19 protein-coding genes and 1 pseudogene are annotated in these 25,345 nt (G+C 71.0%); 9 read left to right on the top strand and 11 right to left on the bottom strand.

Annotated features, from left to right (window positions below):
- Positions 1-91 precede the first annotated feature (91 nt).
- Both D7147_RS09690 and D7147_RS09685 read right to left on the bottom strand, forming a co-directional pair.
- Positions 92-3,820 carry a S8 family serine peptidase gene (locus tag D7147_RS09690; protein ID WP_199734136.1) on the bottom strand — a complete coding sequence of 1,243 codons (3,729 nt, stop codon included), beginning with the start codon at positions 3,818-3,820 and terminating at the stop codon, positions 92-94.
- Between the two features lie 192 nt (positions 3,821-4,012).
- Positions 4,013-4,435: a DUF6069 family protein gene (locus D7147_RS09685; protein WP_120675896.1), complete on the bottom strand. Its 423-nt coding sequence runs from the start codon at positions 4,433-4,435 to the stop codon at positions 4,013-4,015.
- A 131-nt stretch (positions 4,436-4,566) separates the two neighbouring features.
- On the opposite strand from D7147_RS09685, the gene D7147_RS09680 reads away from it, so the two are divergent.
- The gene (locus tag D7147_RS09680) at positions 4,567-5,736 is read left to right on the top strand and encodes a sensor histidine kinase (protein ID WP_233563055.1); all 1,170 of its coding nucleotides are present in this window, start codon (positions 4,567-4,569) and stop codon (positions 5,734-5,736) included.
- Complete coding sequence (locus D7147_RS09675) at positions 5,724-6,386, top strand: response regulator (RefSeq protein WP_120675894.1); 663 nt, start codon at positions 5,724-5,726, stop codon at positions 6,384-6,386. Before D7147_RS09680 ends, D7147_RS09675 begins: the two co-directional genes overlap by 13 nt.
- Positions 6,387-6,710: 324 nt before the next feature.
- On the opposite strand, the gene D7147_RS09670 is transcribed toward D7147_RS09675, so the two are convergent.
- Both D7147_RS09670 and D7147_RS09665 read right to left on the bottom strand, forming a co-directional pair.
- Positions 6,711-9,191 (bottom strand): LamG-like jellyroll fold domain-containing protein, encoded by a 2,481-nt coding sequence (locus D7147_RS09670; protein WP_120675892.1) that lies wholly within the window; start codon positions 9,189-9,191, stop codon positions 6,711-6,713.
- Positions 9,192-9,421: 230 nt separating this feature from the next.
- Positions 9,422-9,856: a winged helix-turn-helix transcriptional regulator gene (locus tag D7147_RS09665; protein WP_233563054.1), complete on the bottom strand. Its 435-nt coding sequence runs from the start codon at positions 9,854-9,856 to the stop codon at positions 9,422-9,424.
- Between the two features lie 113 nt (positions 9,857-9,969).
- Here D7147_RS09665 and D7147_RS09660 point away from each other — a divergent pair, with 113 nt between their 5' ends.
- The 4 genes from D7147_RS09660 to D7147_RS09645 all read left to right on the top strand — a co-directional run bounded on the left by D7147_RS09660 (position 9,970) and on the right by D7147_RS09645 (position 12,904).
- Positions 9,970-10,671: a DsbA family oxidoreductase gene (locus D7147_RS09660; protein ID WP_120675890.1), complete on the top strand. Its 702-nt coding sequence runs from the start codon at positions 9,970-9,972 to the stop codon at positions 10,669-10,671.
- A gap of 86 nt (positions 10,672-10,757) precedes the next feature.
- The gene (locus D7147_RS09655) at positions 10,758-11,363 is read left to right on the top strand and encodes an isochorismatase family protein (RefSeq protein ID WP_120675888.1); all 606 of its coding nucleotides are present in this window, start codon (positions 10,758-10,760) and stop codon (positions 11,361-11,363) included.
- Positions 11,364-11,468: 105 nt separating this feature from the next.
- Complete coding sequence (locus tag D7147_RS09650) at positions 11,469-12,443, top strand: SDR family NAD(P)-dependent oxidoreductase (protein WP_120675886.1); 975 nt, start codon at positions 11,469-11,471, stop codon at positions 12,441-12,443.
- Between the two features lie 20 nt (positions 12,444-12,463).
- The gene (locus tag D7147_RS09645; protein WP_120675884.1) at positions 12,464-12,904 is read left to right on the top strand and encodes a nuclear transport factor 2 family protein; all 441 of its coding nucleotides are present in this window, start codon (positions 12,464-12,466) and stop codon (positions 12,902-12,904) included.
- A gap of 295 nt (positions 12,905-13,199) precedes the next feature.
- On the opposite strand, the gene D7147_RS09640 is transcribed toward D7147_RS09645, so the two are convergent.
- The 3 genes from D7147_RS09640 to D7147_RS09630 form a co-directional block, all read right to left on the bottom strand.
- Positions 13,200-14,462 carry a GTP-binding protein gene (locus tag D7147_RS09640; RefSeq protein ID WP_120675882.1) on the bottom strand — a complete coding sequence of 421 codons (1,263 nt, stop codon included), beginning with the start codon at positions 14,460-14,462 and terminating at the stop codon, positions 13,200-13,202.
- The gene (rpmF, locus tag D7147_RS09635) at positions 14,459-14,638 is read right to left on the bottom strand and encodes a 50S ribosomal protein L32 (protein WP_120675880.1); all 180 of its coding nucleotides are present in this window, start codon (positions 14,636-14,638) and stop codon (positions 14,459-14,461) included. The genes D7147_RS09640 and rpmF overlap by 4 nt, the downstream gene beginning before the upstream one ends.
- A gap of 391 nt (positions 14,639-15,029) precedes the next feature.
- Complete coding sequence (locus tag D7147_RS09630; RefSeq protein WP_120675878.1) at positions 15,030-15,503, bottom strand: Fur family transcriptional regulator; 474 nt, start codon at positions 15,501-15,503, stop codon at positions 15,030-15,032.
- Positions 15,504-15,617: 114 nt separating this feature from the next.
- Between D7147_RS09630 and D7147_RS09625 the strand changes: the two genes are divergently transcribed.
- Entirely contained in the window at positions 15,618-16,667 is a 1,050-nt protein-coding gene (locus D7147_RS09625; RefSeq protein WP_199734156.1) for a permease, read from the top strand.
- Entirely contained in the window at positions 16,664-17,395 is a 732-nt protein-coding gene (locus D7147_RS09620; protein ID WP_120675874.1) for a TIGR03943 family putative permease subunit, read from the top strand. Before D7147_RS09625 ends, D7147_RS09620 begins: the two co-directional genes overlap by 4 nt.
- A gap of 40 nt (positions 17,396-17,435) precedes the next feature.
- Here the strand turns inward: D7147_RS09620 and D7147_RS09615 are convergent, their stop codons facing one another.
- The 4 genes and pseudogenes from D7147_RS09615 to D7147_RS09600 form a co-directional block, all read right to left on the bottom strand.
- Entirely contained in the window at positions 17,436-18,119 is a 684-nt protein-coding gene (locus D7147_RS09615; protein ID WP_120675872.1) for a hypothetical protein, read from the bottom strand.
- Between the two features lie 245 nt (positions 18,120-18,364).
- Positions 18,365-19,009, bottom strand: coding sequence for a choice-of-anchor M domain-containing protein (locus tag D7147_RS09610; RefSeq protein WP_407663331.1), 645 nt, complete (start codon positions 19,007-19,009; stop codon positions 18,365-18,367).
- A gap of 5 nt (positions 19,010-19,014) precedes the next feature.
- Positions 19,015-19,662 (bottom strand): choice-of-anchor M domain-containing protein, encoded by a 648-nt coding sequence (locus D7147_RS09605; RefSeq protein WP_120675868.1) that lies wholly within the window; start codon positions 19,660-19,662, stop codon positions 19,015-19,017.
- A gap of 137 nt (positions 19,663-19,799) precedes the next feature.
- A pseudogene (locus D7147_RS09600) lies at positions 19,800-20,318 on the bottom strand (iron chelate uptake ABC transporter family permease subunit); the annotation flags it as partial.
- Between the two features lie 584 nt (positions 20,319-20,902).
- Here D7147_RS09600 and D7147_RS09595 point away from each other — a divergent pair.
- Complete coding sequence (locus tag D7147_RS09595) at positions 20,903-25,327, top strand: S8 family serine peptidase (RefSeq protein WP_407663326.1); 4,425 nt, start codon at positions 20,903-20,905, stop codon at positions 25,325-25,327.
- Positions 25,328-25,345: the final 18 nt, after the last annotated feature.

Below are 25,345 nucleotides of genomic sequence, written 5' to 3'. Positions count from 1 at the left end.
GTGCTCCCCACCTGCGAGCGAGTCGGTGGCCTCGCGAGGACAGGCGGAGGACGGGAATCGCCGTACCTGACGGTCCCCGTCCTCCACGCGGTCAGCGCAGGCCGAAGGCCCGGGTGATGAGCTGGTCCACGCTGTTGCCCCGGGTGTCGCGGGCGGTGGCGCGCAGGGTGACGAACCGCGCGCTGCGCGGCGCGTCGATCCGGGTGCGCCAGCCGTCGCCGTCGCGCCGGAGCTTGGCGTGGTGCCAGGTGGCGCCGTCGTCGTAGGAGAGGTCCAGCGTGACCGTACGAATGGTGGACGCCTCGGTCGCCGTCGGCAGGTGCAGTGCGGTCACGGTGAGTTCGGCGCCGCGCTTCGCCGTCCCGTCGACGTCGGTGTCGACCCCGTAGTCGAGCTGGATCAGCGACGGGTTCCACACTCCGGAGCTGACCGCGCCGGAGGTGAAGCCCCACTCCGTCCGGGTGGCGGTGGAGTACGGCCCGGCCCAGGCGTCCCGCCTGTTCTCCGAGACGAGACGGTAGGGCAGCGACTCCCGGCTGAGCGGCTCGCTGCTGAGCATCGTCCGGTAGCGGTCGGTCTCGCCGACGAGCCGGTCGCCCTGGTAGAGCCGCAGGACATTGTCGACGGCGAAGTTGCCGGAGGTGTTGCCCTCGTGCGCGCTGCCCGAGTCTCCCCAGCCGGGGATCACGGCGGTGATCCCGTCGCCGTCACCCCGGAAGACCGTGTAGTTCGTCAGCAGCCGGGGCCGCTGCACGGGGCCGAACCAGCGCTCCTCCTGCACCGAAGCGGCCCGGTAGGCGATCGGGGCCGTCTGCTGGTTCTGCTCGTCGGGGATCGAGACGTTCGTGGTCCACTGCGCCCCGGCGGTCACCCAGTCGGTGCGCTCGCCGCGCGCGGGAACCTCGTGGAAGTCGATTCCTGTCGACGATCCGGACGGGGCGAGGCTGGCGCGCGTCTCCAGCGCCCGCGCGGGACGCCAGTTGCGGAACGACATCTCGACCCGGGCCAGGTCGCGGAGGCTCACCCGGTACGCGAGATCCGCCGGCACGGCGCCGGTGTAGTCGCGGACCAGGTCGTAGACGTACTCGCTCTCCGGCTGGGAGGTGACGTCGAGCCGGACCCGCCGGTCGTGCCGGATCCGGGTGATGAGCTGCTCCCCCTCGTCGGCGGTGAGGGTCGCCACGGTCACCGGCGGTGGGTCCTGGGGCACCCACACCGAACCCGGCCAGGGCGCGAGGCGTCCGATGCCGTCGTTCACCACGAGCAGGAGACGGGCACCGGCCGTCGCCGCCGCGGCGGCCTGCTGCTCCACGGGTACGGAGTCGTCGCGGCGCACCACGACGGCCTTGCCGCGCGCGTTCAGCGTGGCGTACGCGTCGCTGCCGCCGGCCCCGGCGTACACGGCGTCGAGGTGGTGCTTGCCTCGCGGCAGGGGCGTGCCGGCGCGCCGCACCCGCAGGTCGTCGTAGTCGCGGCTTCCGGCCGCCACGGTCAGCGCGGGCTGCGCCGTACGCCACCGGGTGCTGAAGGAGAAGTCGCCCTTCGTGACCTTCCCGCTGGTGGGTAGCACCCAGACGCTGTCGTACTCGGGCTCCGGGTACCACGCGGAGACCCAGGGGTTGCCGCCGAAGTCGCGGAACAGTTCGAAGCGGGATCCGTCCACGGTGGAGGGCAGCGGCGTGCTCACCGTGGCCCGGCGGGCCTTGGTGGCGTCGAAGACGACGGTGCGGTCCCGATCGAGGGTGATCTCGGGTACCGGCAGCAGGCCGAGTCCCCGCGAGTGTGGCCCGTTGGCGCCTTCAAGGTCGGTCTTGAGCCACGCCGCGTAGGTTCCCGCCCGCAGCCGCAGGTCCACGCTGCCGGTCTGGTCGATCTGCTGCTGCAGGACGGTGTTGTCCTGCCCGAGCAGGACGAGCTCTCCCCCGGTCGGTCTGCCGCTGCGGTCCTTGGCCTGCAGGGTGAGGCGGTGGCGCACACCTTCGCGGCCGACGGCGAGCGCGGTGCGGGTGCGGGCCGCGCCGGCGGCGTCGGTCGCGGTGAGCAGGCCGGAGAAGGGGTGGTCGGCCGGTACGCGGTCGAAGTCGGTGGTCACGGTCACCGAGGTGGCGCCGCGCGCGGGGACGGTGATCTGCCGGGCGGAGAGGGTGAAGAGGTCCTCCGGGCCACCGTCGACGGTCGCGGCGAGGTCGAGGGTGACGGCGCTGTCGGCGAGATTCGTGTAGCGGACCTCCCGCTGGACGGGCTCCTCGGGAGCGGTGGGCCAGTCCGGGTAGCCGAAGTCGGCGCTGGTGGTGGCGAAGACGGAGGCCGTGGTGGTCGTGGCGATGTCCAGCCGGCCGTTGCCGCCCTGGTACGGGGTGAGCCCCGGCGTGCCCTTCGCGGTGCTGACCAGGGCTTCCTTGAGCTGCTTCCCGGTGAAGTCGGGGTGTCGGGCGGCCAGCAGCGCGGCCGCTCCCGCGACGTGCGGGGCGGCCATGGAGGTGCCGTCCGACAGCCGGTACAAGCCTTCGCCCGTGGAGTACTGGGAGCGGGCGGCCAGGATGCCGACGCCGGGGGCGGTGAGGTCAGGCTTGAGCGCGTGGTCGCCGACGCGTGGTCCCTGGCTGGAGAAGAAGGCGAGGGTGTCGCTGCCGTCGACAGCGCCGACGGTCAGGGCGGCGTCGGCGGCGCCGGGGGTGCCGATGGTGGAGGCGGCGGGCCCGAGGTTGCCGGCGGCGACGACGAAGAGGGCCCCGGTCTCCTCGCTGAGCTCGTTGACGGCGACGCTCATCGGGTCGGTGCCGTCGGTGGGGTCGGCGCCGAGGCTCATGTTGACGATCTTGGCGTGCTGGTCGCGGACCGCCCACTCCATGCCGCTGATGATCCAGGACTCCTGGCCGGAGTTGTCGTCGCCGAGGACCTTGCCGACGTGCAGTCGTACCCCGGGGGCGACGCCCCGCTCCTTGCCGTCGGAGGCGGCTCCGGTGCCGGCGATGGTGGAGGCGACGTGCGTACCGTGGCCGAAGACGTCCTTCACCGTCTCGCCGGGAACGAAGGACTCGGCGGCGGCGACCTGGCCGGCGAGGTCGGGGTGGGTGGCGTCGATGCCGGTGTCCAGGACGGCGACGTCGACGCCCTGGCCGGTGTTGCCGGACTTCCAGACCTCGGGGGCGCCGATCTGGGCGGTGCTGTCGGCGAGCGTGGCCTCGACCTTGCCGTCCAGCCAGATCTTTGCGATACCGCCCTTGAGCGCGAGCTGCCCGCCCACGGACCGGGCCGCCACGTCGCCGCCGCCACCGGTGATCGAGGACCAGAAGGCGTCCGAGCGGTCGACGTTGAGCGCGGCGCCCTGGATGCTGTCCAGCGTCCGCACGCTGCGTGCACCCTGGGGCGTCGAGGCGGCGCGGGACCGGGCGGCGACGTCGGTGTAGGTGACGATCAGCGGGAGACGGTCGAGGTGGGCGTCGTCGTAGCCGTCCGCCAGCAGCTCGGTGATGTTGAACAGCTGCTTGTCGAGCAGTCCGGCGGCGACGTACGGCAGCGCGCCGTGCGGGTAGACGTAGGTGTCCGCTCCGTCGCGGGACGAGGTGAATCCGGTCAGCCGGCCGTCGGCGTCGCGCACCTCGGGGCTGAGGCCACCGTCGGCGGCTCTGGTGGCGGTGACCTTCTCCCCGGTGATCAGCGTGACGGTGGGGTCGGCCGGGGAGTTCGACGGCGTGGCCGCGGAGCCGGGCGGAGGTTCGGTGGACGGGGCCGAGGCCAGGGCGGGTGACGGGGCGAGCAGCGCGAGAGTCGTGCAGAGCGCTGTCAGTCCGTACCCGCGACGATGCGAGAGCAGCAACGGGATTCCTCTAGTTGATCAACAGAAGCGCCACATCGTAATATCCAGATGGTTTGTTACGGCAAGGATTCTTTTCCGTTGCCGTAGACGCGTCCGCCTTCGATACCCGGTCGCCGCCGCCGGCCGTCGTGCCTGTTCCACCAATACGGCGGGCGGGCGCGCCACAGCGCACCCGCCCTTGCGGACCTGCGGTTATCGGCAGTCGCGCCGACCGGGCAGCCCGAGGATCAGCGCCGCGCCGACGGTGACGTGCATGCCGAGCAGCGCCAGCCGGCTGCCGGTGTCGACGCCACTGGCCAACGGCCCGGCGAGCGAGAGCAGCAGCACCGTCGACGCGATGATCCGGAACGTCCGGGCCGGGTGACTGACCGTGCGCTCCAGCAGCGCGAGCAGCACCCAGGCGGCCACCCCGGCGATCAGCGCGGCCACCACGACGGCATCCGGGCCGATGTGCTGGACGGTGTCGCCCTGCCCGACGGTGAGGTCGGCGCCGGCCCAGGGGTCGTTGACGACCCAGAGCAGGAGAGCGCCGGCCACCCCCGCGGCGACGGTGATCAGCCGGCCGGTACGCCGGGCGGTGGTCCTGGTCGTGCAGGTCAACTTGTCGTTCGTCATGCCGATGAGCGTCGCGGTCCGGCCCCGGTGCCCGCATCGGACCGAGAGCCGCGCCGAGCCCCTCCTAGGAGAGGTCGACCACCAACTTTGGAAGGTGTCGGCCGCCGCTGGCAGCCGGTTAGCCTTCCCGCGTGAACAGGTTCTCCCTCGGCCCGGAAGACTGCGACCGACGCCCCGGCACGCCGCTCATCGCCACCGTTCTGGGGGCGTCGGGCGTGCTCGTCGCGGCGACGCTGCTGGCCTGGTGGGTCGACCACCCGCTCGGTTCGCTCTTCGCTGTCGACCTCGCGGCCGGGGCGCTGAGCTGGCTGCTGACGCCGTTGGCGCTGTGGCGGCCGGTCGCCACCACGGCGGTGCTCACCGTGCTGGCCGCGATGTCGCCGGCGGCCACCCCGCCGGCCACGATCGGCGCGCTGCAGGTGGCCCGGCGTCGGCGCTTCCCGGTCGCGGTCGCGGTGGCGGTGGCCGGGCTCGCCGCGCACGCCGTGCAGGGTGCCTGGCGGTCCCACGGCGGCATGTCGTACGGCTGGTGGCTGGTGCTGGTCACCATCGGCTACGGCGCGCTGCTCGGCTGGGGCGCGTGGGCGCGGGCCCGCACTGCGCTGATCCGCTCGCTGCACGACCGGGCCGTACGCGCCGAGGCGGAGCAGGGCCGCCGGGTGGCCGAGGCGCGCATGCTGGAACGGCGCCAGATCGCCCGGGAGATGCACGACGTGCTCGCCCACCGCCTGTCGCTGCTGGCCACGTTCGCCGGAGCGATGGAGTACCGGCCGGACTCCTCGCCCGAGCAGTTGTCGCGGGCCGCCGGGGTGGTCCGCGACGGGGTGCATCAGGCGCTCGAGGAGCTACGCGAGGTGATCTCGTTGCTGCGTGACGACGACCCACCGCAGCCGGAGGGGAGGCGACCGCAGCCGGTGCTGGCCGACGTGCCGCGCCTGGTGGAGGAGTCCCGCGACGCCGGCGCGGAGGTGCTGCTGCGCGAGGCGGTGGACGAACCGACCGAGGCGCCCCCGGTGGTGGCGCGCACGGCGTACCGGGTGATCCAGGAGGGTCTGACCAACGCCCGCAAGCACGCTGCCGGGCAGCCGGTGCGGGTCGCCCTGCGCGGCGGGCCCGGCGCCGGCCTGGAGATCGACGTGCGCAACCCGCTCGCGTCGCACCGCACCACGCCGCCCGGTTGGTCCGGAGGCGCCGGGCTGGTCGGGCTCACCGAGCGGGTGCACCTGGCCGGCGGGCAGCTCGACCATCAGGTGACGGGCGGCGAGTTCCGGCTGCACGCGTCGATACCATGGCCCGCGTGAACCCGTTGGTGCGTGTGCTCGTCGTCGACGACGACGCGCTCGTGCGCGCCGGACTGACCATGATGCTCGACGGCGCAGACGGCATCGCCGTGGTCGGTGAGGCCGCCGACGGTGACCAGGTGCCGGCCGCGGCTGACCGGCACTCCCCCGACGTGGTGCTGATGGACCTACGGATGCCCCGGGTCGACGGCATCGCCGCCACCCGCCGGCTGCGGGCCCGCCCCCGGCCGCCCGAGGTCATCGTGCTGACGACCTTCGACACGGACGAGAACATCCTGCACGCACTGCGCGCCGGGGCCAGCGGATTCCTGCTCAAGGACACCCCGCCGGCCCGGATCGCCGAGGCGGTGCGGCAGGTCGCGGCCGGCGAGCCGATCCTCTCCCCGCGGATCACCCGCCGGCTGATGGACCGGGTCGCCGTCCAGGCCGGGGCGTACGCCCGGGCCAGGGCGATCCTCGCGGCGCTCAGCCCGCGCGAGCACGACGTCGTGGTGGCGATCGGCCACGGCAGCAACAACGCCGAGATCGCCACCGCGCTCGACATGACCCTGGCCACCGTGAAGACCCACGTGTCGCACATCCTGACCAAGCTCGACCTCGACAACCGCACCCAGATAGCGCTCCTCGCCCACGACGCCGGCCTCGCCTGAGCCTGGCCGGCGGCGAGCAGCCGGCGCGGAGGCGAGTCTCCTACCCCGGAACGCAAGGTAGGTCCGGACCGACATCGATCCGGACCTACCTTGTGCGTGCCGCCCGTTCCGGCCAGTGGGGTGTCCAGGAACGTTGGCGGTGTCGCGGCGAGGTCCAGGCGGCGATCCGGCAAGGCGGAGTCGGGCCCGGATACCGGTGTTGTATCCAGGCCCGACTCCAACGCCGCCGGTCGTCGTCTGGGCCCGGCGCGGCCCGGTGAACGTTCCTGGACACCCCACTAGGGGATGCCGGTCACGACCTGCGCGCTCGTCGGGGCCGTCGCGTCACTGGCCGGAGGTGTGCAGCTGGGCCACCTCGGTCGCCGAGAGCGCCCGGTCGTAGACGTGTACCTGGTCGACGGCGCCGCGCCAGTAGTCGACCGGGTTGCCGTTGAACTTGGCGCGGCCGATCACGGTGTGGCCGCTGGACGCGTCGCCGACGCAGGAGCTCGCCGTACCCGCCGGCTGACCGTCCACGTAGAGCGTGAGCGAGCCGGTGGCGGCGTCCCGCACGCCCGTCAGGTGGTACCAGCGCCCCGCCTCCGGCGCGGTGGGCGCCAACGCCCGTACCCCGGCGAAGCTGAACGCGAACCGGTTGTCCGCGCCGGAGTACTGGAGGAAGAAGGCGCTGTTGGTGTTGCCGTCCTGGCTCACGGCGGTGGCGAATCCGCCGAGGCTGTCCAGCCGAACCCAGGCCGACGCCGTGTAACTGCCGGTGGTGTCGAGGATCGCCGCGCCGGTGTCGACGTACTGGTTGACGCCGTTGAGCTGCACCGCGCCACCGGACCGGCCCGCCGTCCAGCTCGCGCCGTTGACCAGTGTCCCGTCGTGGTCGCCGGCCAGGTCCTCGGCGGCCGTGCCGGTGCCTTCGTCGAGCGGCCAGTAGCCCACGCCGGTCAGCCCGGGCGTGCCGGACCCTGGCGGCGGCAGGTCCGCGCCGGTGCCGTCGACCGAGCGGACGATGGCCCGGTTGATCTCCCGTACCCGGGCGAAGTCCATCTTCTTGATCTGGCGGTCGTAGGTGTAGAAGCCGTTGACCTCGTGTTCCACGTCGGTCGTCTGGGTGTAGACGCCGCCGGAGAGCCCGCACCGGTTGGCCACGGTCAGCAGGTCCTGCTGGTTCTCGACGTAGCGGCGGGTGAGGGTGGCACTGTCCGGGGTCATCTCGTAGGCGTGGCCCTCGCCGAACCACATGTGACCGTCGACCTCCAGGCCGAACCCGCCGTGTTCGCCGTCGATGGCCACCCGGTCGGCGGTGGGCGCCGGTGACGCCGGGCCGACGTACTGGTGGAAGTCGATCATGTCGCCGCGGCCGGAGTCACCCCGGGAGGCGCAGCAGTTCACGCCGCTGTGGGCGTTGACCAGCCGGCTCGGGTCCTGCACGCGCAGCTCGTCGGCGATCCGTCCGGTCGCCGTGCGGTCCCACTCGCCCCAGCCCTCGTTGAACGGCACCCAGGTGGTGATGGAGGTCCAGCTCTGGTGCTCCGTCACGATCTCGCGTAGCTGCCGCTCGAACTCCTGCTGGGCGTCGACCGGCGGGGTGCCGCCGGTGCGCATGGAGGGCATGTCCTGCCACACCATGAGACCGAGCTTGTCGGCCCAGTAGTACCAGCGGTCGGGCTCCACCTTGATGTGCTTGCGGATCGTGTTGAACCCGAGCCGCTTGGTCTCGGCGATGTCGAACCGCAGCGCCTCGTCTGTCGGTGCGGTGTAGATGCCGTCGGGCCAGTACCCCTGGTCCAGGGTGGACATGTTGAACAGGATCTTGCCGTTGAGGGTGAGGTAGAGCTTGCCGTCGGCGCCCTTGGCCTTGCCCACCTCGCGCATGCCGAAGTACGAGTCGACCTGGTCGACGACCTTCCCGCCCTGGCGCACCCGAACCTTCAGGTCGTACAGGTGCGGAGAGTCGGGCGACCAGAGCTTCGGCTTCGACACCGGGAGCCGCAGTTCGCTGCCGGCCGGGCCGGAGACGCGGCCGACGATCCGCTTGTCGTCGTACGCGACGGCCTCGACCGTCCGACCGCTGCCGGCGGCGACGTGCGGGGTGAGGCGCAGGCTCTTGTCGTCGAGATCCGGCGTCATCTGCAACCGCTCGACGTGGCTCGCCGACACCGGCTCCATCCAGACGCTCTGCCAGATGCCGGACGCCGAGGTGTAGAAGATGCCCCGGTCCGGGACGTTGCGCTGCTTGCCGACGGGTTGCCATGTCTGGTCGGTGCGGTCGGTGACCCCGACCACCAGCTCCTGGGCGCCCCGGCCGCGCAGCGCGTCGGTGACGTCGGCGGTGAAGCCGTCGAAGCCGCCGCGGTGGGTCGCGACCTCGATGCCGTTGACCCAGACCGTCGCCTCGTAGTCGATCGCGCCGAAGTTGAGCCGCAACCGGTCGCCGCGCTCCCCGACCTGCCAGTTCCTGGGCACCTGGAACGTGCGCCGGTACCACATCCGGTCCTCGTGTCGCTGGATCCCGGAGAGCGCCGATTCGATCGGGTACGGCACCAGCACCCGTTCGCCGAGCTGCTCACCGAAGGGCGGGGCCTCGCCCTGCGTCGCGCCGGCGAACTGCCAGACGCCGTTGAGGCTCTGCCACTTCGCGCGGACGAGTTGGGGGCGGGGGTACTCGGGGAGGGCGTTGTCGGCGGAGACCTCGTCGGTCCATGGGGTGGCGATCGGTGGTGTGCCCGGCTGCCAGGTGGCGTCGGCACGCGCGGCGGTGGGGGCGCTGGTGGCCACGAGGGCGGCGGCCAACAGCGCGGTGAATACCTTCATGCGTCAGGGTCCCTTTCGCACGACGGAGGTGTGGCGGGCCGGAGAACCGGGACGGTGGCCGGCAGGAGCCGGCGCGCTCGGGTAGACAGCCGCCAATGATCGATGAGTAACAATCAACCATCATCATCGATCTAAAGTCAACATGATCCCACCAGATTCGAACACCAACCGATCAAATCCGGTCGATCGCCGAGTGCTGGCGCCCCAGGGGGATCGGCCGCCCCGCGCGGCTATGTCTCGTCGGCGCTGTCGTACTCGGTCTGGTGCCGGCGGATCTCGCCGTGGTGGTCGGCGGACCAGGCCGCCAGGGCCAGGACCGTGGAGAGCAGCGATCTGCCGAGTTCGGTAAGGGCGTACTCGACGCGGGGCGGGACTTCCGGGTAGGAGGTCCGGCTGACCAGCCCGGTGCGCTGCAGGTGCTTGAGGGTCAGCGTGAGCATGCGCTGGGAGATGCCGGGGATCGCGTCGGCCAGATCCGAGTAGCGGACGGGATGGTCGGCGAGCGTGCCGATGATCAGCACGCTCCACTTGTCGCCGACAAGATCCAGGACCTCGCGGATGAAGTCGGCGTCCTCGTCGTTCCAGTGCGCACAGGGCCCTGGAACGTTCCGGACGTTCGCCCGGACGTTGGTTCGGGTCCGCCGAAGATCCTCTGCCCTCATCATCTCCGCCTACTCCGTCACTCGGTCGCTACGCACACGAATGTGCCTTTTGTGGCTCTCAAATTCTAATGCATGATGGGGCTACGAACAGGAAGTAAGAATTAGGAGGAGGTGCCATGAAGATCGAGTTCTGGTCGGACATCGTCTGCCCGTACTGCGGGCTGATGGATCATCGGCTGCACCTGGCCCTGGGCCGGTTCGCCCACGGCGACCAGGTGCAGGTCGTCCACCGGTCGTTCCAGCTGCACCCCGACCTGCCGCGGTCGGGCGTGACCCAGCGGAAGCTGATCGAGATGGCCGGGGCGCCCGCGTCGACCGTGAACCAGGTCCTGCGGCCGATCGAGCGAGCCGCCAAGGCGGAGGGGCTGACGCCCTACCACGCGGTCGACCGCACGCTCGGCCCGACCGACCTGGCCCACGAGCTGCTCGCCTACGCGGCGGACCAGGGCCGGGGCAACGAGATCTGGACGGCGATGTTCCGTGCCCACTTCGGGCAGGCCCGCAAGCTGTGGACCACCGACGAGGTCCTCGGCTTCGCCGCCGAGGTGGGTCTGGACCGCGCGGAGGCAGCCAAGGCGCTGCGCAGCCGCCGTTACCAGGCCCGGGTGGCGGCCGACCAGCGTGAGGCGCATCGCCTCGGCGCCCGCGGCGCGCCGTTCCTCGTCTTCGACGGCCGCTTCGCCGTCCCCGGCGCCATCGGCACCGACGACCTGCTGGCGGTGATCACCAAGGCGTGGGACGAGAGTCACCCCAAGGCCTGGTCGCTGCCGGTCGTCGACGGCGCCGACGGCGTCTGCACCCCGGACGGCTGCGTCTAGCCGAGTCCGGCACCACCTGACAGTTCGCCCGGAAACAAGGAGTGGACCCACGAGGGCCCACCGAACCCGATATGGAGTTACGGACAATGACAAACCTGAAGGCACAGGACAGCGCGCTTATCCTGATCGACCACCAGGTCATCTCGATGGGATTCATCAAGACCCAACCGCCCGAGATCGCCAAGCTGAACAGCGTCACGATGGTGAAGGCGGCGAAGGTCCTCGACATCCCCAACGTCTGGACCAGCAGCACCGAGGACGACAACCAGGACTGGTGGATCCCCGAGCTGGCGGAGGTCGACCCGGAGGCCTACGCGAGCCGGATCAAGCGAACCGGCATCGTCGACTCCTGGGACGACCCGGAGTTCGTGCGGGCCGTCGAGGCCACCGGCCGCCGGACACTGATCATGGCCGGGACCACCAACGACGGCTGCCTGGTCTACACCGCCCTCAGCGCCAAGCAGGCCGGGTACGACGTGTACGCGGTGCTCGACGCCGGAGGATCGGTGTTCCAGTACTCCGAAGAGGTGGCGCGGCTGCGCATGATTCAGGCCGGCGTCAACCTGATCACCACCGCCGCGGTCCTCGGTGAGCTCGCAAAGGACTGGGCCACTCCGGAGGGCGCGCAGATTCGCAGGCTCCTGGCCGAGAACCTCACGACCACCATCGGTGGATTCGGGCTGGCGAAGTAGACGCGTGCCCCGGCGGGCCCGGCGTCAGGCTGCACGTGGCCCGCGCCGGGCCCACATCGGGGTCGAGACGGAGACTGGCCTACCAGCATCTATTGGAGCAGGAGCATGAAGTACAACGCTCGACTCACCACCCCCTTCGGGGCGACGTCGACCACTGATGACGTCATCGCGGGCGTCGACCTCTACGGCAAGCGAGCGATCGTGACCGGCGGGGCTTCTGGCATCGGCGTAGAGACAGCTCGCGCACTGGCGGCGGCCGGCGCGGAGGTGGTGATCGCGGTCCGAAACATGGAAGCCGGCGCTCAGGTGGCCTCGGACATCGCCAAGAAGACCGGCAGTCCCAGGGTGGTCGCCGCCGAGCTGGAGCTGACCGATCGCGCCTCGGTCGCCCGGTTCGTCGCCGAGTGGACCGGGCCGCTGCACATCCTCGTGAACAACGCCGGAATCATGGCTCTGCCCGAGCTGCATCGCACTCCCGAGGGATGGGAACTACAGTTCGCGACGAACCATCTCGGGCACTTCAACCTGGCGCTGGGGCTGCATCCGGCGCTCGCCGCGGCAGACGGAGCGCGCATCGTCTCGGTCAGCTCCAGCGGCCACCGCACCTCGCCCATCATCTTCGACGACATCCACTTCGAGCGGCGCGTCTACGACCCATGGCTGGCCTACGGGCAGTCCAAGACCGCCAACGTGCTCTTCGCGGTGGAAGCGGCCAGGCGCTGGGCGGACGACGGCATTACCGCGAACGCGCTGATGCCGGGCGCGATCCGGACCAACCTCCAGCGTCACCAACTGGCAGGCATGACCCCGGCGACCCAAGCCCACTTCGACAACGCACCCTGGAAGACCCTTGAGCAGGGCGCTGCCACCTCCGTCCTGCTCGCGGCCTCGCCACTGGTCGAGGGCGTCTCCGGCCGGTACTTCGCGGATTGCAACGAGGCCGAGTTGACGACTGACCTCAGTACGGACCTCAGCGTCCTGCTGCGGCCCGAGGAAGCGTCCACCGTCCTGCCCCACGCCCTCGACGATGACGACGCGGCGCGGTTGTGGGACGCGTCTCTGGCCATGGTTCGTTCCTAGCGAACCCGAGGAGGCAAGTCATGATCCGCACCCCGCGCGAGATCGTTGAGCAGGTCGGTCGGATGGCGGCCGGGGAGAGCGTCGATTTCGCCGCTCTCTTCGCCGCCGACGGCGTGCTGCGCTACCCGTTCGCACCACCCGGGACGCCTCGGGAGCTGAGGGGTCGCGATGCGATCCGCGCGTTCCACGACCCCGTTGAGCTCCGGCGGAGCCGGATGCTCGACGTCGAGGGAGCCGATGTGATCGTCCGGGCGACCGACGACCCGGAGATCGTGATCGCCGAGGTCGAGCATTACGGGCACTCGTACGCCACTGGCAGGCCGTACCGGTTCCGTCTGCTCGGCGTGATCCGGGTCCGCAACGGCGAAATCGTCTCCTATGACGACTACATCGATCCCATCGCGATGGCGACGCTGTTCGGACGTACCGCTGATCTCATCGCCACCCTGTCCACACCATGACCTCCGGTCCGGCGGATCGACGCCCTTGATGGGCGACTGTCATCTACGCCGGGATGCGCGCCGCGCAGGCCGGGGTAGGACGTCTACCCGGTGCTCGACGCTGGAGAAGCCCGAGTCAAGCTCACGCGGACCGGCGCTCCGGTTCGGTCCGCGTGAGCTTGGCACCAGCGCACGCTCTGCTCGGGCTGTGCCGCGAGACAACCCCAAGAATGCTCTGCATGTGCCTCGCGGGGCCGCGTCGGAGCGTCGATCCTGAGCGTCCGGGGCGTGTCGCCGGAGGGGCGCCTGTCGCCGATCAGATGGGCGCTGGTCGGCGCCCAGCACCAGCCGACAGCTCCTCGTGCTGGTGACGGTGATCCACGAGGTCGTCGACGTCCCATCCGGGGAACGGGTCGGGAAGCTCGCGCCAGGCGTCCTCGCCGGCGGCGAGCTCGGCGGCGGTGAGCAGGCATTCGGTCAACCTGTCCCGCAGGCCGTCCGCGTCCAGTCCGACACCGATCAGCACGATCTCCTGCTGCCGGTCGCCGAACAGCGGATGCCAGCGTGCTTCCAGCTCGGCGCGTTCGGCCGGGTCCTCGGGCCACTGACCGGAGACGACCACCGGCACTCCGACCGGCTCGCACCGCCCGGAGGAGCCGGCCTGGGACCAGAGCGCCTGGAAATGTGGGCGGCTGGCCAACCAGAGGAAGCCCTTGGAGCGGATCACCCCGAAGCGGTCGAGGCCGTCGGAGAGCAGCGCCCAGAGCCGGTCGGGGTGGAACGGTCGGTGGTCCCGGAAGACGAGGCTGCCGATGCCGTACTCCTCGGTCTCCGGAACGTGCTCGCCGTTGAGTTCGGCGACCCAGCCGGGTGCGGTCTCGGCGCGCTCCAGGTCGAACAGGCCGGTGTTCAGGATCTCCGCCGGCGGCACCCGGCCGTGCGTGGCACGGATCTGCCGGGCATTGGGGTTGAGGCGGGAGAGCAGTGCCTGCACCACGGCCAGGTCTTCGGAGCCGACCAGGTCGGTCTTGTTGACCACGAGTACGTCCGCGAACTCGATCTGGTCGACCAGCAGGTCGGCGATGGTCCGGTCGTCGCCCTCGTAGGCCGAGAGTCCCCGCTCCTCCAGCGACTCTCCGGCCTCGATCCGGTTGAGCACCCCGGCCGCGTCCACCACGGTCACCGTGGTGTCGAGCCGGGCCAGGTCGTCGAGCACGTGGCCGCCCTCGACGCCGAAGGCGAAGGTGGCGGCGACCGGCATCGGCTCGGAGATACCGCTCGACTCGATGAGCAGGTAGTCGAACCGGTTCAGTCGGGCCAGACGAGCAACCTCGTCGAGCAGGTCGTCCCGGAGCGTGCAGCAGATGCAGCCGTTCGTCAGCTCGACCAGCCGCTCCGTGGTCCGGGAGAGCGAACCACCCTCGCGCACCAGCGAAGCGTCGATGTTCACCTCGCTCATGTCGTTGACGATCACCGCGACCCGCAGCCCGTCCCGGTTCTGCAGAACGTGGTTGAGCAGGCTGGTCTTGCCGGCACCGAGGAAGCCGGAGAGCACGGTGACCGGCAGGCGTCCGGTCACGGCACGTCCACGATCTGACGTCCCTTGTAGAGCCCGCAGTGGGGGCAGGCGCGGTGGGGCATCACCGCTTCCTTCCGTGGGCAGGGGCACGGGGTGAGCTGCGGGGCGCTCGCCTTCCAGTTCGCCCGTCGGTGCCGGGTGTTGGACCGGGACATCTTGCGCTTCGGTACGGCCACCGGTTTCTCCTTAGTGAGGGGGCCACCGCAGCTTAATGCAATTGGTTTTCGTTTCAGATAGCGCCCCACCTCGAACGACGGGGGGCCGACGACCGGGAGCGCACAGCGGCGACGATCCGCCGCCCGGAACACGACACCCGACGCCCCATACGCTCCGCCGCGACTTAGCCTTGGACGACGCCGAGCCCGGGCTGCGGCACGGGCGGGCCGGGCGACACGCGCCGCCTTTCGCCCCCATCGCCCGATCCGCCCGCTACAGTATCGCTCATGGAAACGGTTACCATTATCGACTTGACGGCGCGAACCGATCCTGACTTCCGGATGGAGTCGTACGGGTCGAGCCCGCCGGCGGCAGCGACCGTCTGATCCGATGCCCGCCGTCCACCCGACGTCAGCGGGCGCACTCCGCGCAGGTGCCGAAGATCTCCAGGGTGTGGTCGACATCGGTGAACCCGTTCTCGCCGGCGACCCGTTCGGCCCATCGCTCCACCGCGGGCCCCGCCACCTCCACCGTCCGGCCGCAGGAACGGCACACCAGGTGATGGTGGTGTCGACTCTGACTGCACCTGCGGAAGAGCTGCTCCCCGCCGGGCAGCCGGGTCGAGTCGATTTCACCGGCGTCGACCAGCAGCTGCAGGGTGCGGTACACGGTGGTCAGGCCGACCCGCGCGTCGCGGGCGAGAAGCATCTGGTGCAGCTGCTGCGCGGTGTGGAAACCGTCAACCTCGCGCAGGAGCGCCAGCACCTCGCCGCGCTGACGCGTGTTGCGGGTTACGTTCGGCATCGCCTGGTTCACCGTACCGCCGTCTCCGCTCTCGGACGCGCCGCTCGTGGCGCGGTCGCTGACTGCCGACCCGGCCCGCATACGCGGGGAGCCCGACCCATTATGCGCTGCGCATATGTGCACGCTTCGACCTCGCCGGGCACCCGCGCCGGTCGCTCCAGGCTGTTCCTCCCCGCATCGGAGTAGGTGATTGCGCTGCGTACGAGCAACCGGCACGGTCCTGTCCCCCCGGCACCTGCACGCCCCGGCCAACCAGCCCCGGCCGACGGCGGCGGATCCGCTCCGCAGGCGCACCGCCACGCGTTCGGCTCGATCGAGATCCTCTGCGTCCTGCTCATTCTGGTCGCCGTCCTGCATCGGCAGATCTCCGAGCTGGTGGCCGACGCGCGGCTGCAGACCTGGCTGACGGTGTTCGTGTCGGTGCTGGTGCAGGCGGTGCCGTTCCTCGTCTTCGGCGTGGTGCTCTCCGCCGTCATCGCGGTGTTCGTTCCTCGCTCGTTCTGGGCTCGCGCGCTCCCCCGCCGGCCGGCCCTCGCCGTTCCGGTCGCCGGAGTGGCCGGCGTGGTCCTGCCCGGCTGCGAGTGTGGCTCCGTGCCGATCGCCGGGTCGCTGATCCGCCGCGGTGTGACGCCCGCCGCGGCGCTGGCGTTCCTGCTCGCCGCGCCGGCGATCAACCCGATCGTGCTCACCGCCACCGCCGTGGCCTTTCCTCGCAACCCCGAGATGGTGGCCGCCCGCGCCGGTGCCAGCCTCGCCGTCGCCCTGCTCATGGGCTGGTTGTGGCTGCGTCTCGGCCGCGTCGAGTGGATCCGCCTGCCCCACCGCGCCCACCTCGACAGGCTGCCGAAGTGGGAGGCGTTCTGGGTGGCCTGCCGGCACGACGTCGTACACGCCGGCGGCTTCCTCGTGCTCGGCGCCATGGCCGCCGCGACCATCAACGTGGCGGTACCCCAGACCTGGCTCAACGACCTGGCGGCGCGGCCGGTGCTCTCCGTGCTCGCCCTGGCCACGCTCGCCGTGCTCCTGTCCATCTGTTCCGAGGCCGACGCGTTCGTCGCCGCGTCACTGTCCCAGTTCTCCCTGACCGCCCGACTGGCGTTCCTCGTCGTCGGTCCGATGGTCGACCTGAAGCTCATCTCGATGCAGACCGGCATCTTCGGCCGAGACTTCGCCGCCCGATTCGCGCCGGCGACCTTCGGCCTCGCCGTGCTGACTGCCGCAGTGGTAGGGATGGTGATCTGGTGAACCGAGCCGCCCAGGCCGTCGTCATGTTTCTTCTCGGTGGTGCCGTCCTGCGCATCACCTGGACCGACGTCTACCTGCGGTACGTCAAGCAGGGCCTACGCCCGTTCCTGATCGCCGCCGGCCTGCTCCTGGTCGTGGCCGCCGCAATGACACTGGTCTACGAGGTGCGCGACATCGTCCGCCACCGCGGCCACCCAGCGCACGACGACGGCCACGGGCACGGACGATCCGGACAGCTCGTGGGCTGGTTGCTGTTGCTGCCCGCGCTCGCGCTGCTCGCGATCACGCCACCGGCGCTCGGCGCCGACACCGCCGCGCGCAGCGGGTCCGCCCTCGCCACGGTCGGGGAGAGCGAGACCGCCTTCTCACCTCTCCCCCCGGGCGACCCGGTGAAGCTCACCCTCATCGAGTACGGGTACCGCGCGGTCTTCGACGGAGGTCGCACCCTGCGCGGTCGGCAGGTGCAGCTCACCGGTTTCATCGCCACCGGCCCGGACGGTCGGCCGATCCTGGCCCGCATCATGCTCGCCTGCTGTGCCGCCGACGGCATCCCGATCAAGATCGGTCTCCGTGGCGACGTGCCGGACCTCGCACCGGACACCTGGGTGCGGGCCACCGGCCAGTGGATTCCGCACACCGTCAAGGATCCGGTCAACGACTCGGAGATCCCCTACCTCGAGGTTGCCGCCTGGTTGAAGATCGACCCGCCGGCGAACCAGTACGACTAGCGGGACATCAGCCCGTCGCCGTCGGCGACGCCGGGCCGCATCACCGCCCGGTCAAGCCGCCGGAGCCCTCGGCGGCACCGTCCGGAGCGAAGGCGCCGTCCGCCTCCCCTGGCCCGAGGTGGACGTGCTGGTGCCCCTGCCCCGAGTCGATGTTGATCTGGTCGAGCTGCGTCGCGGCCACCGACCACGCGGTCGACGCGAGCGCGGCCTGCCGCGCCGCCAGCTCCAGGTACTCGTTGCGGGCGGGGACGGGCTTGGTCACGGCCAGGGCCACGGTGTCGACCGCGACCCCGGTCTGCTCCACCGCGCCCTTGAGGCTGCCGCGTGCCACGTTGGTGGCGGTGGTGCCCGACGGTGGGTCGGCGAACGTCTCGACGAGTTGCCGCACGGTCTGCTGCCACTGTCGGGCCTGCGACGCCTCGGGCGTACGCCCGGTCTCGGCGGCCTGCTGGATCGACTCCAGGATCGGCGTTAGCTGCTCGCCGATCCCCCGTGCCGCCGCGGTCAGCTCGATGATCTGCTGGACGTCGCGCTCGGCCTCCGCCCTACGCAGCTGGTCGACGGTCGACTCGACCCGCGTCGGCCGCCCGACGTTGAAGCCGATCACCCCGCCGAGCAGGCCGAGGGCGAGTGCGACCGCGACGGCGGCCGCGACCACCGCCGGTTTCGGTCGCCGGGTACGCGGCGTGGTGAGATAGGAGGGTCTTCCGGTTCGGCGGGACACGGCACCCCCACGCATCGATGGTCGTCTGCTCCGGAGGGTAGCCCGTCCGATGACGCGAGTCGATGCTTTCGACCGTCGCACCAACGTCTCCTGTCCGCCTCCGACGAAAGGTGCGTCGAGGTCCCGTCCGTGGCTGCCGCCGGGGCCGGCCGACGCGAGGATCAGATCGCGCCGGCCGGCTCCGTACCGCCGGTGTCGCTCGTGCAGGGGCGTCGCCTATCGGGGCGGTGACGCCTCGGCGGCGGTCAGGCGAGGACCTCGAAGGTCCAGGTCTTGGCGCCGGAGCTGATCGTGCTGCCGTCGCTGGCCCGGGTGCCGGTGACCTCGAAGGTGACCGTGTAGGTGCCGGCGGCGTCGAAGCCCCAGTTGACGTGGGCGTGGGTGTTTCGGTTGACGTTCAACGTGTCGGGCAGTCCGTTGCCGCTGTCGAACAGGACGGTCGGCGTACCGCCGGAGACGGTGTAGATGCTGAAGCCGGCCGGCCCGGTGACGTTGGTGAGCCGGAACGACACCCGGTTGTTCTGGAGCACGCCGCTGGGCACGTCGGTGGTGTTCCAGCCCGCCCAGAGCAGGCCGGCGGTGCTGGCCTGTGGCAGCACCCAGGCCTGGCCGCCCGAGCCGAGGAACGACCAGGCGCCGCCGGCGGGAACGGTGAGCCGGGCGGCGCTCGGCACCTGGAGAACCACGTCGGCGGGGTTGCGCTCCACGTCGGTCGTGCCGGTGCCGTCGAGCAGGTCGACGGTGAGGGCGCCGCCGGTGTAGTCCACGTCGATGACGTCCACGTGGCCGCTGGACAGCACGATCGGAGCCGCCACGGCCGGGGCGGACGCGCCGGCGAGCAGCGCGACGGTCAGGGCGAGCCCGGCGAGGAGCTGGTTGCGGGTACGCACGGCGCTCACGCCTTGACCACGAGGCGCAGGGTGGCCGGGGCGGAGGTGACGCTCTGGCCGGTCGCCGCGAGGGTGCCGGTGGCCTGGACGGTCACTCGGTAGTCGCCGGAGCGGTCGAAGGCCCAGTTGGCGTGGGTGTGGTCCCCGGCGGCGAGCGTGATGGCGTCGGGCACTCCGTCGCCGCTGTCGGCGAGGATCGTCGGCTGCCCGACGGCGTCCTCGGTGTAGATGGCGAGCTGACCCGGGCCCGCCACCGACTGGAGCCTCAGGGTCAGTGAGTCGGCGGCGAAGACGCCCGCCTCGATCTCCTCGGCCGCGATTCCGGGCCAGATCAGTTCGCTGTTCTGGATCTCGGGCAGGATCCAGACCTCCGCCACGCCGGGACGGCCGAGGAAGGCGAAGGCCGGATTGTCGGGGACGGTGACCTTGGCCTGGCGCTTGACGACGAGCTTGACCTCGTCGGTGGCGTACTCGACGTCGTTCTCCTCGTCGTGGACGCCGATCTCCAGATCGCCGTCCTCGTAGGCGACGTCGACGACGTCGAGGTGCCCGGCCTTCAACGTGACCGCGGCGGCCTGCGCCGGGAGCGCGGTGGCGACGAGCGCCGCGGTCGTCACTCCCGAGGCGAGCAACAGCCGGATGGACTTACGCACGAAGATGCTCCTCTCCTGGGTCCTTGTCGGACCGTCTAATGAAAACGATAGTCGTTTTCGTTAGATTGCGAAAGGCCTGACGACGGCAGCGCCCGCAGCCGTGGCAGACGGCTGCGGGCGCGAGAACTACTCGTTCGTCAGGCTGCTACGGCCGCGGGCGGTCGGCCGGTGCGTCGCCGGGCGAAGAGCCCGTACCGAGGCGCGGCCAGCCAGCACCCGGCGAACACCAGGGTCAGGCAGAGCACGATCAGCCCACCCGAGGCCAGGTTGTAGTAGTAGGAGACGTACAGGCCGGCGACCGCACAGACCACGCCGATGCCGGCGGCGAGCAGCATCATCACGCCGAGACGCTCGGTGAGCATCCGGGCCGAGGCGGCCGGGGTGATCAACAACGCGAGGACGAGGATGTTGCCGACCGCCTGCAGGGAGATGACGATCGCCAGGGTCACCATCACGTACAGCACGGTGTCGAGCCAGAAGACGGGCAGACCCGAGGCGGCGGCGGTCTCCCGGTCCAGGCTCACGGTGACGAGTTCCTTGCGCAGCAGCAGCGTCACCGCGATCAGCAGCGCGCCGACCACCGCCACGGTGATGACGTCGCCGTAGGAGAGCCCGAGAATCTGACCGAACAGGAAGGATGCGAGGTCGCCGGTGTACGTGCTCTGCGTGCTCACCGGGTCGCCGCAGGGGCGCCCGACAACTCGGCCCTGACGCCACCCCCGCGGGACCGGGCCGATGACACCGGCCGGTGCCACGACGTGGGTGTGCCGGTCGAGGCGGTCCCGAGAGCGCGACCGATTCGCTCCGCGGTGACCAAGCTTAACAACAACGGTTTTCATTTTAAAGCCATCCGTTCGGCCGACCCGCAGCAGGGTCCGGACGACACTCCGCCGCCACCGGTCCGCCCGGGGGGGAGTCCAAGACGCGCATCGTGGGCCGAGCGCCACTGTTCGTGGATGACCGCCGGGCCCGCCCGTGGAGCTCCTGCGGCGCGACCCGCGACCCCCCGGGCGTCGCGGCCACAGACCGCCCGTCTTGCCCACGAATTGCGTACCGACTGCTCAGGTCCTGCCCAAGTCCGTTTGTTGATCATGCTCTGTCCTCACCGGACAATGATCAAATTCGTGTCGAGGCGCCGTCAGGTGCGGCGCGTCCCGCACGGGTCGGGCGAGCTCGGGAGGACCCACGAGTCCGCTCGCCGGCACCGGAAACCGATCGGTGCCGCTGAAGTGGAGGAACGTTGTCAGAAAGACGCACACGCCGGGGCAGGATCGGGCTCACGATCCGTCCGGTGATCGCCGCAGCGGCGGCTGTCATCCTCGGCCTGACCGCACAACCGACGGTCGCCGAGGCGGCACCCGCACAGGCCGCCGTGGACGGCCAGGTGCTCAAGGAGCTGTCGGCGAAGGGCAGCACGAGCTTCCTGGTCTACCTGAAGGACCAGGCGAAGCTGGACGCGACGGCGAGGCTGCGCGGCGACGCCCGCGCCACGGAGGTGCACCAGCAGCTCACCAGCACCGCTGACCGCACCCAGGCCGGGCTGCGCGGCGTCCTCACGCAGCGCAAGGCGCGGTACACCTCGTACTGGATCGCCAACGCGCTTCAGGTCGACGGCGACAAGGCCCTGCTGGACCTGATCGCCGCCCGACCCGAGGTCGCCCGGATCGACCCGGTGCGGTCGTACCCCCTGGTCGAGCCCGAGCAGGCGAAGGTCGGCACGAAGGCCGCCGCGGCGACCGAGTGGGGCGTGGCCAGCATCGAGGCGCCGCAGGTCTGGGACGAGTTCAGCGACCGCGGCGAGGGCGTCGTGGTCGCCAACATCGACGGCGGTGTCCAGTACGACCACCCGGCGCTGGTCGGGAAGTACCGGGGCAACAACGGCGACGGCACCTTCTCCCACGACTACAACTGGTACGACCCGACCAACGTCTGCCAGCAGTTCGAGCCGTGCGACACCGGCGGCCACGGCACCCACACCATGGGGACCATGGTCGGTGACGGCGGCGCCGGCAACCAGATCGGTGTCGCCCCCGGAGCCACCTGGATCGCCGCGAAGGGCTGCGAGCGCGAGTGGTGCTCGGACGCCTCGCTGCTCCTCGCCGGCCAGTGGATCCTCGCGCCGACCGACCGTAACGGGCAGAACCCCCGCCCGGACCTGCGGCCGGACATCGTCAACAACTCGTGGGGCGGCGGCCAGGGCAACCTCTGGTACAAGCAGACCGTCGACGCGTGGCGCGCCGCGGGCATCTTCCCCGTCTTCTCCGCGGGCAACTCCGGTCCGGCCTGCGACACCGCGAACACCCCGGGCGACTACCCGCAGTCGTACGCGGTCGGCGGCTACAACTCGGCCAACCAGGTCTACCAGTACTCCAGTCGGGGCAGCTCGGGGGTGGACGGCGGCATCAAGCCGAACATCTCCGCGCCCGGCGAGGACGTACGGTCGAGCTGGCCCGGCGGCGGCTACGCGACGCTCAGCGGAACGTCGATGGCCGCGCCGCACGTCTCCGGGACGGTGGCGCTGCTCTGGTCCGCCGCGCCGAACCTGCGCCGTGACCTCACCGCCACCGAGAAGCTGCTCGACGAGACCGCCGTCGACGTCGACGCGACCGAGTGCGGTGGCACCGCCGCCGACAACAACGTCTTCGGCGAGGGGCGGCTCAACGCCTACCGGGCGGTGACGAAGGCGCCGCGCGGAGCCGTCGGACGGGTGACCGGCCGGGTCACCGACTCGGCCTCGGACGAGCCGCTGAGCGGCGTCCAGATCAGCTCCGGCGACACGCGGGCGGTCACCGGCGCCGGCGGCGACTACACGCTGGTGCTGCCGGTCGGCGAGCAGACGGTGACGGCCGGCGCGTACGGCTACGGAAGCCGGAGTGTCACGGTGACCGTGCCCGCGACGGGCGCCGTCACGGCGAACTTCACGCTGGACCCACCTTCGATGGTGACCGTCTCGGGTCGGGTGACCGACGGGTCCGGTCACGGCTGGCCGCTCTACGCGAACATCACGGTGGCCGGTCGTCCCGGCGGCCCGATCTTCACCGACCCGATCACGGGCAGGTACTCCTTCACGGTGCCGGCCGACAGCACCTACACCGTGGAGACCACCGCGCGCTACCCCGGGTACCGGAAGGACACCCGCAGCGTGCAGGTGGCCGACGCGGCGAAGACCGTCAACATCAAGGTCCCGGTCGACCACGGCTGCACCGCCGGCGGCTACTCCGACGCCTTCTCCGGCCCGCTGTTCGGGACGGAGACGTTCGACGGCGACGCCGTGCCGCAGGGCTGGTCGGTGGTCAACCGGACGCAGTTCCCGGGGTGGACCTTCAACGACCCGGGACGCCGGGGCAACCAGACCGGCGGCAGCGGCAACTTCGCGATCGTCGACAGCATCTCCCAGGGGCTCGACGCGCGGCAGGACACCGACCTGATCTCCCCCGCCTTCGACCTGCGAACCGCCCGGGCGCCGTACCTGCGCTTCAACAGTGACCTCTACGCGACGGCGGGCGATGACGTCGGCGACATCGACGTCACCACCGACGGCGGCAAGACCTGGACCAACGTCTGGCACGGGGACGACTGGCGACGCGGCCCGACCCAGGAGCTGGTCCCGCTCGAACCGGCCGCCGGCAAGGCCAACGTTCAGGTGCGGTTCCGCTACCGCGCGAACTTCGGCTGGTGGTGGGCGGTCGACAACGTCGAGCTGATCGACCGGTCCTGCACCCCGACCCCCGCCGCCCTCGTCGCCGGTTTCGTCACCGACAAGAACACCGGGGAGGGCCTCGACGGCGTCACCGTCGTCAGCCCGGACGCACCGGCGGAGCAGACGCAGACCGAGGCGACGCCGGAGGACCCGAACATCTCCGACGGGTTCTACTGGTTCCTCTCCACGCTGACCGGCACCCACCCGTTGCGGGCGAGTCAGCGGCCGTACCAGCCGCTGGCCAAGGACGTCGAGGTCACCGCGGACCGGCTGAACAAGGCGAACTTCGCCCTCACGGCGGGTCGGCTCACCGTGAGCCAGACGAACATCGAGCTGAACCAGCCGTACGGCGCCACCCGCAGCACCACGGTGACGCTCAAGAACACCGGCAGCGCCCCGGTGACGGTCGAGACGCTGGCCCGAGCGGGCCAGTTCGAGGTGCTCGGCCGCAAGGGGGCGCCGCTGGCGCAACGGCAGGTTCCCACCGCCAGCAAGGCCATGAACGGGATCGCGGCCGGCCACGACGCCAAGGCCACGGCCACCGCGTCCGCGACAGCGGCGGGTGATCTGGCCTGGAGTCGCATCGCCAGCGCTCCGGCCCAGGTCTACGACAACGCCGCCGTCACCATCGGCGGCAAGGTCTACTCCGTCGGTGGTGGTGCCGGCACCGGCACCGAGCGTTCGACCTGGGTCTACGACCCGGCGACGAACCTCTGGACCGGCCTGCCGCTGATGCCCCGGGGTCGCAGCGCGCCCTCGGCCGTGGCGGTGGACGGCAAGATCTACGTCCTCGGCGGCTGGAACGCCAGCGGCGCGCCGGTGCCCACGGTGGACGTCTTCGATCCGGCGACGAACACCTGGAGCACCCTCGTCGGGGTCTCCAACCCGGCGCCCCGCGCGGCGGCCGGCACCGCGCTCGTCGACGGCCGGATCGTCGTCGTGGGCGGTTGCGCGGACGGCAACTGCGCGGGCACCAGGAACGTCGTCGTCTTCGACCCACACACCCGTACGTTCACCACCGGGGCCGACTACCCGCTGCCGGTGGCGTACCTGCCGTGCGGTGGTGTCGGCGGCGGCATCTACTGCGCCGGTGGGATCGACACGATGCCGTACCGCGACACCTACGGCTACGACCTGGCGGCCGACGCGTGGACCCGCCTGCCCGACCTGCCGATCGGCCTGTGGGGTTCACCGAACACCGTCGCCGGTGGCCTGCTGATCCTCGCGGGCGGGATGTCCGAGAACTCCACGGTCACCAACCGCACGGTGGCGTACGACCCGACCACCAGAGCGTGGCGGGACCTGCCGAACACCCAGGTCGCCGTCTACCGCGGCGCGATGGCGTGCGGGGTCTACAAGATCGGAGGCGGTAGTGACCTGGTGACCGCCGAGTCCGAGCGGTTGAGCGGTCTCGGCGACTGTGGCGCGAGCGGTGTGCCGTGGCTCGACGTCACGCCCGGTGATCTCACCCTGGCTCCGGGCGCCTCGAAGAAGGTCACCGTCACGGTGACCGCGACCTCCGGCACGGGTATCGGGCAGCCCGGCACCTACCGGGCGGAGTTCGGGTTCACCACCGACACCCCGTACCCGGTGCCGGCGGTCGAGGTCGAAGTCGGGGTCGCCGCCCCCGCCGACTGGGGCAAGATCCAGGGCACGGTGAGCGGTCGCAGCTGCGACGGAAGCGTGTCCGGCGTCGGCGCGACGGTACACCTCGATCTCGTGGGCAGCGGCGGCAAGACGGGCTACACCGTCGTCGCCGACGCCGACGGCCGGTACGTCTACTGGCTGCCGGCCGGGAAGTACCAGGTCACCGTCGCCAAGGACGGGTGGACGCCGAAGGTGAAGCGGCAGACGGTGAGCGAAGGGGTGACGTCGACGTACGACGTCGTCCTCGATGCGGTCTCGGCCTGCCGGACGGGGTCGACGCCGGAGGGACGCCTGCACGGCGTGTTCCGGCGGATGTGAGAGAGCGGTGGCCGCCGG

Source organism: Micromonospora musae (assembly GCF_003626545.1).
Taxonomy (GTDB): domain Bacteria; phylum Actinomycetota; class Actinomycetes; order Mycobacteriales; family Micromonosporaceae; genus Micromonospora; species Micromonospora musae.
Note: the sequence above shows the minus strand (reverse complement) of the source record. Positions and strands in the feature narration are given on the sequence as shown.